The organism is Ottowia sp. (genome assembly GCF_035444425.1).
Lineage (GTDB): Bacteria > Pseudomonadota > Gammaproteobacteria > Burkholderiales > Burkholderiaceae_C > Ottowia.
Genome location: NZ_DAOMOQ010000001.1, coordinates 124,333 through 136,127, shown reverse-complemented (window position 1 = coordinate 136,127; position 11,795 = coordinate 124,333). Strand labels below are relative to the sequence as shown.

The 11,795-nt window shown below is 69.5% G+C and carries 15 protein-coding genes; 13 read left to right on the top strand and 2 right to left on the bottom strand.

The genetic code is table 11. The features are described 5' to 3' along the window. Window positions 1-52 precede the first annotated feature (52 nt). From gmk to PK606_RS00685, 4 genes are all read left to right on the top strand, one after another. Window positions 53-673: a guanylate kinase gene (gene gmk / locus PK606_RS00700; protein WP_324559510.1), complete on the top strand. Its 621-nt coding sequence runs from the start codon at window positions 53-55 to the stop codon at window positions 671-673. Between the two features lie 29 nt (window positions 674-702). Continuing rightward, window positions 703-903 (top strand): DNA-directed RNA polymerase subunit omega, encoded by a 201-nt coding sequence (gene rpoZ, locus PK606_RS00695; RefSeq protein ID WP_324559508.1) that lies wholly within the window; start codon window positions 703-705, stop codon window positions 901-903. A gap of 111 nt (window positions 904-1,014) precedes the next feature. Then, complete coding sequence (locus tag PK606_RS00690; RefSeq protein WP_324559506.1) at window positions 1,015-3,243, top strand: RelA/SpoT family protein; 2,229 nt, start codon at window positions 1,015-1,017, stop codon at window positions 3,241-3,243. Window positions 3,244-3,266: 23 nt separating this feature from the next. Further along, complete coding sequence (locus tag PK606_RS00685; protein ID WP_324559504.1) at window positions 3,267-3,737, top strand: c-type cytochrome; 471 nt, start codon at window positions 3,267-3,269, stop codon at window positions 3,735-3,737. 93 nt (window positions 3,738-3,830) lie between these two features. Here PK606_RS00685 and greB read toward each other — a convergent pair whose 3' ends face one another. Together greB and PK606_RS00675 are read right to left on the bottom strand one after the other, a co-directional pair. After that, complete coding sequence (greB, locus tag PK606_RS00680; RefSeq protein WP_324559502.1) at window positions 3,831-4,391, bottom strand: transcription elongation factor GreB; 561 nt, start codon at window positions 4,389-4,391, stop codon at window positions 3,831-3,833. A gap of 25 nt (window positions 4,392-4,416) precedes the next feature. Beyond that, complete coding sequence (locus tag PK606_RS00675) at window positions 4,417-4,590, bottom strand: hypothetical protein (RefSeq protein ID WP_324559500.1); 174 nt, start codon at window positions 4,588-4,590, stop codon at window positions 4,417-4,419. Window positions 4,591-5,005: 415 nt separating this feature from the next. On the opposite strand from PK606_RS00675, the gene atpD reads away from it, so the two are divergent. The 9 genes from atpD to PK606_RS00630 are packed head-to-tail and all read left to right on the top strand — an operon-like array spanning window position 5,006 to window position 11,639. Further along, window positions 5,006-6,403, top strand: a complete 1,398-nt coding sequence (gene atpD, locus PK606_RS00670) for a F0F1 ATP synthase subunit beta (protein WP_324559498.1) — start codon at window positions 5,006-5,008, stop codon at window positions 6,401-6,403. Then, complete coding sequence (locus PK606_RS00665) at window positions 6,400-6,807, top strand: F0F1 ATP synthase subunit epsilon (protein ID WP_324559496.1); 408 nt, start codon at window positions 6,400-6,402, stop codon at window positions 6,805-6,807. Before atpD ends, PK606_RS00665 begins: the two co-directional genes overlap by 4 nt. Further along, entirely contained in the window at window positions 6,804-7,136 is a 333-nt protein-coding gene (locus PK606_RS00660; RefSeq protein ID WP_324559495.1) for an AtpZ/AtpI family protein, read from the top strand. Before PK606_RS00665 ends, PK606_RS00660 begins: the two co-directional genes overlap by 4 nt. Next, window positions 7,129-7,446 (top strand): N-ATPase subunit AtpR, encoded by a 318-nt coding sequence (locus tag PK606_RS00655; protein WP_324559493.1) that lies wholly within the window; start codon window positions 7,129-7,131, stop codon window positions 7,444-7,446. The genes PK606_RS00660 and PK606_RS00655 overlap by 8 nt, the downstream gene beginning before the upstream one ends. A 1-nt stretch (window position 7,447) precedes the next feature. Further along, window positions 7,448-8,143 (top strand): F0F1 ATP synthase subunit A, encoded by a 696-nt coding sequence (locus tag PK606_RS00650; protein WP_324559491.1) that lies wholly within the window; start codon window positions 7,448-7,450, stop codon window positions 8,141-8,143. Then, window positions 8,140-8,418, top strand: a complete 279-nt coding sequence (locus PK606_RS00645; protein WP_324559489.1) for a F0F1 ATP synthase subunit C — start codon at window positions 8,140-8,142, stop codon at window positions 8,416-8,418. The genes PK606_RS00650 and PK606_RS00645 overlap by 4 nt, the downstream gene beginning before the upstream one ends. A 5-nt stretch (window positions 8,419-8,423) precedes the next feature. Then, entirely contained in the window at window positions 8,424-9,218 is a 795-nt protein-coding gene (locus tag PK606_RS00640; RefSeq protein ID WP_324559487.1) for a F0F1 ATP synthase subunit delta, read from the top strand. Beyond that, window positions 9,208-10,743 carry a F0F1 ATP synthase subunit alpha gene (locus PK606_RS00635; RefSeq protein WP_324559485.1) on the top strand — a complete coding sequence of 512 codons (1,536 nt, stop codon included), beginning with the start codon at window positions 9,208-9,210 and terminating at the stop codon, window positions 10,741-10,743. Before PK606_RS00640 ends, PK606_RS00635 begins: the two co-directional genes overlap by 11 nt. Next, window positions 10,743-11,639, top strand: coding sequence for a F0F1 ATP synthase subunit gamma (locus PK606_RS00630; protein ID WP_324559483.1), 897 nt, complete (start codon window positions 10,743-10,745; stop codon window positions 11,637-11,639). Before PK606_RS00635 ends, PK606_RS00630 begins: the two co-directional genes overlap by 1 nt. Window positions 11,640-11,795 lie beyond the last annotated feature (156 nt).

Sequence of the window (11,795 nt, the reverse complement as noted above, 5' to 3'; positions counted from 1 at the left end):
TCGCGCCCACTTCGCTCTCATCGCTGCCTCGTATCAGCCGCGCCACGCGCTCATGGACTATCCCGGAAACCTCTTCGTCGTCGCCGCCCCCAGTGGATCGGGCAAATCCAGCCTGGTGAACGCCCTGATGGAAGTCGACGCCGGCGTGGCGCCCTCGGTCTCGCACACCACGCGGACGCCGCGCGGGCAGGAAATGGACGGCCGCGAATACCACTTCATCAGCGACCAGGCCTTCGACGCCATGGTCGCGGCCGGCGATTTCCTCGAATGGGCCCATGTGCACGGCAACCGCTACGGTACCTCGCGCCAGTCGATCGAGCAGCGCATCGGCGCCGGCGGCGACGTGGTGCTGGAGATCGACTGGCAGGGCGCGCTGCAGATCAAGCGCCTGTTCGACAACGCGGTGCTGGTGTTCGTGATGCCGCCGAGTTGGGAAGAATTGCGCGCCCGCCTGACACGCCGCGGCGAGGACGCGCCCGACGTGATCGAGCTGCGCCTGACCAATGCGCGCGAGGAACTGGCGCAGGCCGAGAACTTCGACTACGTTATAATCAATGAGATATTCGAACGCGCGCTTTTCGATCTGAAAGCCATTGTTCATGCCCAGCGCCTGAAGTACATCGCCCAGAAGCGCGCCCGCGCCGACACCTTCCACGCGCTCGGCATCGCCTGATCCAGCCCACTTTCCGAGAACATCCGTCCATGGCCCGCATCACCGTCGAAGACTGCCTCGAGCAGATCCCCAACCGCTTCCAGCTGGTGCTGGCGGCCACCTACCGCGCCCGCATGCTGAACCAGGGCCACGCCCCCAAGCTGGAGACGCGCAACAAGGCCGGCGTCACCGCGCTGCGCGAGATCGCGGCCGGCAAGATCGGGCTGGAAATGCTCAAGAAAGTGCCCTGAACGCCTTTTTCGCGTTTTAACCCACTCCCGAAGGCGCCCACGAGGCGCCTTTTTGCTGCACTTGCACAAAATTGTGTCGGCGCGGTTAAATTCGGAGCTATGAGTTCCGTCATGCCTGCGATCGACAGTCCGGTGGCCACGGCCAATGCCGCGGCCGCCAGCTTCGCCGCGCTGGACGCGAAGCTCGACTACCTGGACCAGGCCGACCGCAACCTGGTCCGCAAGGCCTACCGCTTCGCCGATGCCGCGCACCTGGGGCAGTTGCGCCACAGCGGCGAGCCCTACATCACGCACCCGATCGCGGTGGCGGCCCAGGTGGCCGAGTGGAAGCTCGACGCCTATGCGCTGATGGCTGCGCTGCTGCACGACACGCTGGAAGACTGCGGCGTCGACAAGGCCGCGCTGCTGGCCGAATTCGGCTCGCAGGTGGCCGAACTGGTCGACGGCCTCACCAAGCTCGACAAGCTGCAGTTCAACACGCGCGAGGAAGGCCAGGCCGAATCCTTCCGCAAGATGCTGCTGGCGATGGCGCGCGACGTGCGCGTGATCCTGGTCAAGCTGGCGGACCGCCTGCACAACATGCGCACCATGGGCGACATGCCGCGCAGCAAATGGGGGCGCATCAGCACCGAGACCATCGAGATCTACACCCCGATCGCGCACCGCCTGGGCCTAAACCAGACCTACCGCGAACTGCAGGACCTGTCGTTCCGCCACCTCAAGCCGTGGCGCTACAGCGTGCTGGTGAAGGCGGTCGACCGCTCGCGCCAGCGCCGGCGCGACCTGATCCAGAAGGTGCAGCAGGAGGTGCAGGCCAAGCTGTCGGATGCCGGCCTGCAGGCGCGCATCGTCGGGCGTGAGAAGACGCTCTACTCGATCTACCGCAAGATGGACGACAAGCGCCTGTCGTTCGCCCAGGTCAACGACCTGTACGGCGTGCGCGTGATCCTGCCCAGCGTGCTCGACTGCTACACCGCGCTCGGCCTGCTGCACCAGCTGTACAAGCCGGTGCCGGGTCGCTTCAAGGACTACATCGCGATCCCGAAGGTCAACGGCTACCAGTCGCTGCACACCACCCTGGTCGGGCCGGCCAGCATCAACATCGAGTTCCAGATCCGCACCGACTCGATGGACCTGGTGGCCGAGGCCGGCGTCGCCGCGCACTGGCTCTACAAGGCCGGCCACAAGGAAGGCACGCCGGAGGACGACCGCCTCGGCACGCAGTGGCTGCAATCGCTGCTCGACATCCAGAGCGAGACCCGCGACGCGACCGAGTTCTGGGACCACATCAAGGTCGACCTGTTCCCCGATTCGGTCTATGTGTTCACGCCCAAGGGCCAGATCATGGCGCTGCCGCAGGGCGCGACCACGGTGGACTTCGCCTACGCCATCCACAGCAACGTCGGCGACCACACGGTGGCGGCCAAGGTCAACGGCGAGCAGGTGCCGCTGCGCACCGAGCTGCACAACGGCGACGTGATCGAGATCATCACCGCGCCGGTGTCCACGCCCAACCCGGCCTGGCTCGGCTTCGTGCGCACCGGCCGCGCGCGCAGCCGCATCCGGCACCATTTGAAGAACCTGGCGCAGGACGAGGCGCGCGAGCTGGGCGAGAAGCTGCTGGCGCAGGCGCTGCGTGCCGAAGGCATGGGCCAGCCGCCCGGCAAGGACCGCGGCGACAAGCCGATCTGGGACAAGCTGCTGCGCCTGACCGGCAACCGCACGCGCGACGAGATGCTGATGGACATCGGCCTCGGCAAGCGCAGTGCCAACCTGATCGCCAAGCGCCTGGTCACCCTGCTGGTCGACAAGGGCGTCAAGCCGGATGCGCTGCTGCTCACGCGCGAGCGCTACACCGCGCACGAGAACCTGTCGCAGGGCGCCGTGATCCTGGACGGCGCCGACAACGTCTCGATCAAGTACGCCACCTGCTGCCGCCCGATTCCCGGCGACGGCGTGCTCGGCTACCTGGGCCGCGGCGAAGGCCTGGTGGTGCACACCGACGACTGCGCGATCGCACGCCGCCTGCAGAACAAGGACGCCGAGCGCTTCATCACCGTGGCCTGGGCCGACGAGCCGGTGCGCGCCTTCGAGGCCGGCATCGTCGTCACCGTGGTCAATGGCAAGGGCGTGCTGGCGCGCGTGGCCGCGGCCATGGCGGCGGCCGAGGCCGACATCGTGCATATCGGCATGGCCGAGGAAGGCGCGCAGCAGGCGCTCGATCTGCGCTTCGTCGTCACCGTGCGCGACCGTGCCCACCTCGACGCGGTGCTGCGCGGGCTGAAACGCACGCAGTCGGTGCTGCGCGCAGCGCGCATCAAGCCGGCCGCGGGCAGCTGATTTCCATTCCCCGGAGCTTCACCATGAATGCCTCACCCCTGCTGGCGGCCGCGCTGGGCCTGCTGCTGGCCGCCCCGCACGCGCTGGCGCGCGATGCCGGCAAGCCGCTCGGCGGCGAGCAGGTATACCAGCGGACCTGCTTCGCCTGCCATCAGAGCGGCGTCGCCCACGCGCCGACCTTCGGTGACGCCAAGGCCTGGGCGCCGCTGATCGAGGAAGGCCAGGCGGTGCTCACCGCGCACGCCTTCGTCGGCGTGCGGGCGATGCCGGAACGCGGTGGCGACGACAAGTTGTCGCTGGAGGAGTTCGCCCGTGCCGTCGCCTACATGGCGCGCCAGGCCGGCGGCAACTGGCAGGATCCCGACCGCGCGCTGATGTTCGCCATCCGTGCCGAAGCGCAGAAGCGGCTCGACCGCGAGATTGCCGCCAAGCAGAAGCTCAGGAAGGAACTGCGCGCGCAGAACGCGGCCACCGAAGCGGCACGCAAGCGCTAGGCTGTTGTCCGCCAATGGGCCGCGGCCGCCACACGCAGTGCCGACTGCCTGCCCAGCTCCCGGTTGCAATGCAGTGCCCGGTGACGCGGCGATTCAGTGCGGCGCCGGGTAATCCACCGTCAGCACCTCGATGTCCTGCAGGCCCTGCGGCGTGCGCAGTTGCAGCACGTCGCCGATGCGCGCGCGCAGCAGCGTGCGCGCGATCGGGCTGATCCAGCTCACCTCGCCCTGGCTGTTGTCGGCTTCGTCGATGCCCTTGATGGTGATGCGACGCGCCTCGCCGTCCTCGCCGGCGTAGGTCACGGTGGCACCGAAGAACACCTGCTCGCCACCGTGGTGGACGCTCGGGTCGGTCACCTCGGCGATCTCGAGCCGCTTGGTCAGGAAGCGGATGCGCCGGTCGATCTCGCGCAGGCGCTTCTTGCCGTACAGGTAATCGCCGTTCTCGCTGCGGTCGCCATTCTTGGCGGCCCAGTGCACGGTCTCCACCACGCGGGGCCGCTCATCATCGATCAGGGTCAGCAGTTCACCGCGCAGGCGCGCGTAGCCCTGCGGCGTGATGTAGTTCTTGCCACCCGCCGGCAAGGGCGGCAGCTCGACAGCGCCGTCCTCGTCCTCATCGCCATCGGTTTCGCGCGTGAACGCCTTGCTCACGGTCTTCTCGGCTGGTACGGCCGGCTCAGGCGTCCTTGGTGCGCCAAGACAGCGCGCTGTCGCTGGTGGCGCGGCGGCTGGACTTGTGCAGCAGTTGCTCGATCTCGGCCACGCTGGTGCTCTTGGGCGCCGGCGCTTCGGTCGCGCCGAAGGCAGCGGTCCACAGGCCCGACAGCTCGTCCCAGGTCACGGATTTCACGCCAGACACTTTCTGGCGGTTCATCCAGTGACGCCAGCACGGTGTCAGGTAGCTGTTGTCGTCCATAAAAATCGAATCGCCGTCAAGGCTGGGCCACTCGGGGGCGTTGACATTTCCATTGATTTCATGACTCATGGCCCTACATATAAGGCCAAACCGCCAAATTGCAAATCGCGCCGCCCTACTCGCACGCGGGCATGGGGTTATTGCGTGGCGGGTCCATGCCGCCGGCCGCAAGCACCCGCCGGCTGCACCAGCGCCCTGCCGGCGCCACGCTGCTGACCCGGCCTGCTAGGATCGACATCGTGTCCCTCTCTCACGCTGGCCGCGCCTCGCCAATGCCATCGGCAAGTCTCCACCGTGCGCAGCACCACCATCCGGTCGACGCAGCTGCTCGGCCAAGGATCCGGCCTGCATGACGGCCGCGCCCAGCGTGGGCCAGGTGGTCAGGATCCGGGGTGACGTGGTCGATGTGCGCTTCACCGACCGCGTGCCGCGCCTGCAGGAGGCGCTGCACGTCGATGGCCTGGCGCTGGAGGTGGCCGCGCTGCTCGACCAGGGAACGGTGCGCTGCATCGCCCTGGCGCCGCTGCGCGGCCTGGGGCTGGGTGCCGAAGTGCAGGCCAGCGGCGCGCCGATCCAGGTGCCGGTCGGCCAAGCCCTGCTGGGCCGCATGCTGAACGTATTCGGCGAACCCATGGACGGCGGGCCGCCACCGGCCGCCAGCGCATGGCGCCCGATCCACCGGCCGCCGCCGCCCCTGTCCGAGCGCGTGCTGCAGGGCGAGGTGCTGGAAACCGGCATCAAGGCCATCGACCTGCTGGCGCCCATCGAGCGCGGGGGCAAGACCGGGCTGTTCGGCGGCGCCGGCGTCGGCAAGACGGTTTTGATCAACGAGTTGATCCACAACACTGTGCGCCACCATCGCGGCGTAAGCCTGTTCTGCGGTATCGGCGAACGCTCGCGCGAGGCCGAGGAGCTGTACCGCGAGATGGGCGAAGCCGGCGTGCGCGACATGACGGTGATGCTGTTCGGCCAGATGAACGAGGCGCCGGGCGTGCGCTTCCTGGTCGGCAACACGGCGCTGACCATGGCCGAGTACTTCCGCGACGACCTGCGCCAGGACGTGCTGCTGCTGATCGACAACGTGTTCCGCTTCGTGCAGGCCGGCTCCGAGGTGTCCGGCCTGCTCGGGCGCATGCCCTCACGCGTGGGCTACCAGCCGACGCTGGCGACCGAGCTGGCGGCGCTGCAGGAGCGCATAAGCTCGACCGCGAATGGCGCCATCACCTCGGTGCAGGCGGTCTACGTGCCGGCCGACGACTTCACCGACCCGGCGGCGGTGCACATCTTCTCGCACCTGTCGGGCTCGGTGGTGCTGTCGCGCAAGCGCGCCAGCGAGGGCCTGTACCCGGCGGTCGATCCGCTGGCCTCCAGCTCGGTCATGCTGACGCCGGCCGTGGTCGGCCAGCGCCACTACGACATCGCCCGCGCCGTGCGCAGCACCCTGGCCGAGTACGAGGAGTTGCGCGACATCATCGCCATGCTCGGGCTGGAGGAGCTTTCCACGGCCGACCGCGCCGTGGTGGCACGCGCACGACGGCTGGAGCGTTTCCTGACGCAGCCCTTCAGCGTCGCCGAGAGCTTCAGCGGCACGCCGGGCCAGCGCGTGCCCATCGCACTGACGCTGGACGGCTGCGAGAGCATCCTGACCCGGACGCACTTCGACGACAAGGAAACCGACTACTACATGATCGGCGCGCTACCGGCCTCACAGCCCAAGGCTGCAACGCCGGCGAAGGGACACGCATGAGCCTGGCAGAGCACATGCACGTCAGCCTGCGCGTGCCGACCCGGCTGCTGCACGAGGGCGGCGCGCTGCGCCTGGTCGCGATGGCCGAGAACGGCTCGTTCGGCATGCTGCCCAACCACGCCGACCACGTCGCCCCGCTGGTACCCTCGGTGCTGGTGCTGACCGACACCGAGGGGAAGGAGCATTTCTTCGGCATCGACCACGGCCTGCTGGTCAAGCGCGGCCATCAGGTGGACATCGCCGTGCGCCGCGCCGTGCGGGGCGACAACCTGGACACGCTGGCCGAGACAATCGACATCATGTTCACCCAGATCGACGAGGAGGAGCGCAGCGCGCGCACCGCCATGGCGCGGCTGGAAATCGGCATGGTGCGCCACTTCGGCCAGCTGAACAAACCGGCATGAAGCAGGACGAACGCTCTTCGCACGAGGCCATCCGCCGCAGCGCCGAGCGCATGCGCGCCAGGCGTCGGCGGCCCGGCGACAGCCCGCTGCGCGGCCTGAGCCTGTTCGGCGCCATCGGCTGGTCGGTGGCCACGCCGACGGTAGGCGGCGCGCTGCTCGGTCTGTGGCTGAACCGGGTCGCGCCGGCGGGGTTCTCGTGGCCGGTGGCGCTGATGCTGGGCGGCCTGGTGATCGGCATCCTCGTCGCCTGGGAATGGGTGGCACGCGAAAGTCGCGCCGCGCAGGACGAGAGCCCGGCGCAACCGGACAAGGAGTCACGCGATGGCTGAAATCCCCTGGCAGGCCGTCGTGCAGGGGCTGGGCCTCGGCATTCTCGTGAGCGGCCTGTTCTTCGCCGGCCTGGCCTGGAGCCTGCGCCACGCACTGCGCGCACGCCGGCCGGCGCTGGTGTTGCTGCCCAGCTTCCTGCTGCGGGCGGGGCTGCTGCTGGGCGCTGGCTGGTGGCTGATGCAGCACGGCAACGCGGCCTGGTCGCTGCTGGCCTATGTGCTGGCGTTTTTCGTCGTGCGCACTATGGCGCTGCGGCACGCGCGCCGCGGCAGCGCGGCAGCACCACCTGGTCCGCTGGAGGGCAGTTGAGATGGAGCTGACCCCCGACAGCCGCATTCTTTTCGAGTTCGGCTTCATCCGGCTCAATGCCACCATCGTCAACACCTGGATCGTGATGGCGCTGCTGGTGGGCGTCTCCTGGCTGGTGACGCGCCGGCTGCGCCCCGACACGCCGCCCGGCCGCCTGCGCAATGCGCTGGAGGTGCTGGTGCTGATGATCCAGGAACAGGTCCACGCCGTCGCCCAGCGCTCGGTGCACCCGGTCATGTACTTCGCCGGCACCTTGTTCCTGTTCATCGCCACCGCCAACCTGCTGGCCCTGGTGCCGGGCTTCCGCTCGCCGACCGGGTCGCTGTCCACGACACTGGCCCTGACCCTGGCGGTGCTGCTGGCGGTGCCGATCTTCTCCATCGGCCACGGCGGCCTGGGCCACTATCTGCGCAGCTTCACGCAGCCGACCGTGCTGCTGTTGCCGATGAACATCCTGGGCGAATTCTCGAAGGCGATCTCGCTGTCGATCCGCCTGTACGGCAATGTCATGAGCGGCGCGGTCATCGCTGCCATCATCCTCAGCATCGCGCCGTTTTTCTTCCCCGTGGTGATGGAGCTGCTCGGCCTGCTGGTCGGCCTGATCCAAGCCTATATCTTTGCCATCCTGGCGACGGTCTACATCTCCTCGGCCATGGCCGACCCGAAGACCGTCGCCCAACTGGAGAACGTCCCATGATCGACATGAGCCTGATCGCCGTGATTTCCATCATTACCGCCGGCCTGACGGTGGCCATCGGTTCGTTCGGCGCCGCCATGGGCGAAGGCCGCGCCGCCGCCGCGGCGATGTCGGCCATCGCCCAGCAGCCGGACGCAGCACCGGCGCTCTCGCGCACGCTGTTCGTCAGCCTGGCCATGGTCGAATCCTCGGGCATCTACTGCTTCGTCGTCGCCCTCATCCTGATCTTCGCCAACCCATTCTGGGACGCGGTGCGGCCGGCGATCGGAGGCTGATCGGCATGTCGATCGACTGGGTCACCGTGGTGGCGCAGCTGGCCAACTTCCTGCTGCTGGTCTGGCTGCTCAAGCGCTTTCTGTACCGCCCCATCCTGGACGGCATCGACGCACGCGAAGCCGAGATCGCGCAGCGCATGGCCGCCGCCGACGCCGCGCGCGCCGAGGCGCAGGCCGCCGAGCAGCGCTACCAACAGCTCTACGAGCGAACGCAATCGGCGCAGCAGGACGAGGTGGCCGCGGCGCTGCGTGCCACCGAGCACGAGCGCCAGCAACTGCTGGACGAGGCCCGCGCCCAGCGCGAGCGCGAGAAGGGCGACTGGCAGCGCCACCTGGCCCACGAACGCCAGGAATTCACCGAGCGCCTGCAGCGCGCCGGCGCATCGACGCTGCTGGAGCTGACGCGCAAAGCGTTGCATGACCTGGCCGATGAACGGCTCGAGGCAGCCATCGCGCGCCAGCTTGCCGCACGGCACGTGGCGCCACGGAGTGACGAGCTCGGCGCCGCCGCCGGCCCGGCGCGCGAGGCCGTGGTCCGCACCCAGCACCCGCTGGATGCCGACGCCAGGGCGCCGCTGGCCGCCGCACTGAGCCACGCCATGGGCGGCATCGAACCGCGCTTCGTCGTCGATGACGCTCAGTCCCCCGGCGTCATCATCGAGGCCGGCGGTGCGCGCCTGGAATGGACCATCGACAGCTACCTGGATGAGCTCGATGCGGCCCTGGTGCAAACCCAGGCGCCCGAATCACACCTGGGCCCTGCCCATCAGCCAGACGCCGGAGCAGCCGATGCCAGATGAGCGCGGCGCGGCGTCCGCGCACGCTTTCGAGCAGTGGCGCCAGGGCCTGATCGAGGCACCGCAACCTCAGCCGGTCCTGACCGAGTCCGGCGTCGTGACCGAAGTCGGCGCCGGCGTGGCGGTGGTCTCCGGCCTGGCCCGCGCGCTGGCCGACGAGTTGGTGCTGTTCGCCAGCGGCGTGCAAGGCCAGGTGTTCGACCTGGAGCCTGGCCGCCTGGGCGTCATCCTGCTCGGGCCGGCCGAATCGATGCGGGTCGGTGAGGCCGTGCACCGCACGCGCAAGGTCGTCAGCGTCCCCGTGGGGCCGGCCCTGCTGGGCCGCGTCGTGGATGCGCTCGGGCGTCCGCGCGACGGCCTCGGCCCCATCAACAGCCTGGTCAGCGTGCCAGTGGAAGCCGAGGCCGCATCAATCCTGGAGCGGGCGCCGGTGGCGCGGCCGCTGGCGACCGGCCTCACGGCCGTCGACGCCGCGATCCCGGTCGGCCTGGGTCAGCGCCAGCTCATCATCGGCGACCGCCAGACCGGCAAGACCTCGCTGGCCGTCGACGCCATGCTCAACCAGCGCCGCTCGCAGCTGATCTGCATCTACTGCGCCGTCGGCCAGCGCGGCGACGCGGTGGCGCACGTCATCCACGCCCTGCGGCAGGGCGGCCTGCTGCCGCGCAGCATCGTGCTGCACAGCGGCGACGAGGAAGCGCCCGGCCTGGCCTACACGGCGCCCTACGCCGCGATGGCGATGGCCGAGCACCTGGCGGCCCAGCAGCGCGACGTGCTGCTGGTCATCGACGACATGACGCACCACGCGCGCGCCTACCGGGAGCTGTCGCTGCTGATGCGCCGCCCGCCCGGCCGCGAAGCCTTTCCGGGCGACATCTTCTACGTGCATGCGCGCCTGCTCGAGCGCGCCGGGCAGTTCGGCGGCGAACGCGGCGGCGGCTCGATCACCGTCTTGCCGGTGGTCGAGACCGAGGCCGAGAACCTGTCGGCCTACATCCCGACCAACCTGATCTCGATCACCGACGGGCAGATCTACCTGTCGCCGCGGCTGGTGCGCCGCAACCAGTTCCCGGCCGTGGACCTGGGCCTGTCGGTGTCGCGCGTCGGCGGCAAGGCGCAGGGGCGCGCGCTGCGCAGCGTCGCCGGCAACCTACGGGTGACGCTGTCGCAGTTCGAGGAGCTGGAGGACTTCGCCCGCTTCGGCACCCGCCTGGATCACGGCGTGCGCGCCCGCCTGGCGCGCGGCGCCGCCGTGCGCGCCGCGCTGCGCCAGGCCGAGCGCGATCCGATGTCGACGCTGGAGCAGCTGGCGGTGCTGACGGCGGCCATGGAGGGCCTGTTCGACGACATCGCCGAGGCCCGCTTGCCGCGGGCCATGGCCGCGGTGCGCGCGGCCGCGCTGCAGGCGCTGGCCGAACTGGAGCCGCGCATCGCCGCCGGCGGCAGCCTGCCCGACGACGATCGGCAGCGCCTCGTCGCGGCAGCGCGCCAGGCCCTGGCCGATGTGGCCCATCCGCGGGAGCACTGATGGCGCACACGCTGGAGCAGCTGACCCGGCAGGAGCAGACCCTGACCAGCATCCGCAGCGTGGTGCGCACCATGAAGACGCTGGCCGCCATCAACGCCACACCCTACGAGCGCGCCGCCTCGGCCATCGAAGGCCATCGGCGCACCGTGCGCCATGGCTTCGCCGCATTCGCCTACCGCATGGGCGGGCAGATCGTGGTCGACGAGCTGGCGGTGCAGCGGCAGGTGCTGGTAGCCTTCGGCTCCGACCACGGCTTCTGCGGCAACTACAACGAGGCGGTGGCGCGCGTCGCCGAGCGCCGCCTCGCCGACGGCAGCACGCGCCCGACCACCGTGCTGTGCATCGGCGCCAAGCTCGAGGCCGCCCTGGCCGAGCGCGGCATCGCGGTCGACCAGCGGCTCACGCCGCCGGCCTCGGTCGACGGCATCGGACGGCTGGCCAGCCGGATCGTCAGCCAGCTCGAACGCCTGGCACGCGGCCTGCCCCTGCTCAGCCTGACCGTCGACCTGATCCATACGCGCCGCCTGGAACGCGGCGAGCGCGGCGTCGTCACGGTGCCCCTGCTGCCGCTGGAGCGCAGCCTGCTGCAAGCGCCCAAACCCTGGCCCGGGCGCGCCCTGCCCGACTTCAGCATGGCGCCGACGGCGCTGCTGGCGGCACTGCTGCGCAGCCACCTCTTCGCCAGCGTGTTCCATGCTTCGGCCGAGGCCATGGTGACCGAGAACGCGGCCCGGCTGGCCCTGATGCAGCAGGCCGAGCAGTCGGTCGACGAACGCCTGGACGCCGTGCGCCGCCAGGCCTCCGGCGTGCGCCAGGATCAGGTCACGGAGGAGCTGATGGACATCGTCATCGGCCACTTCGAAGCCAGCACGCGGGCGAAGAAGACAGCACGCTAAGCTACGCTGAGCAGCCAGGTGCGGTGCAGTGTCAATAAAGGCGCGCAACAGCCGGGCCAGCAGCGACCAAGCAAGAAAATGTCCAAGCAGAGCAAAGCGTTAGAGCGCCAAAGCCAGGGAAACCAAGGGCTTGCGGATGGCGTCGAGGCAGGGCAC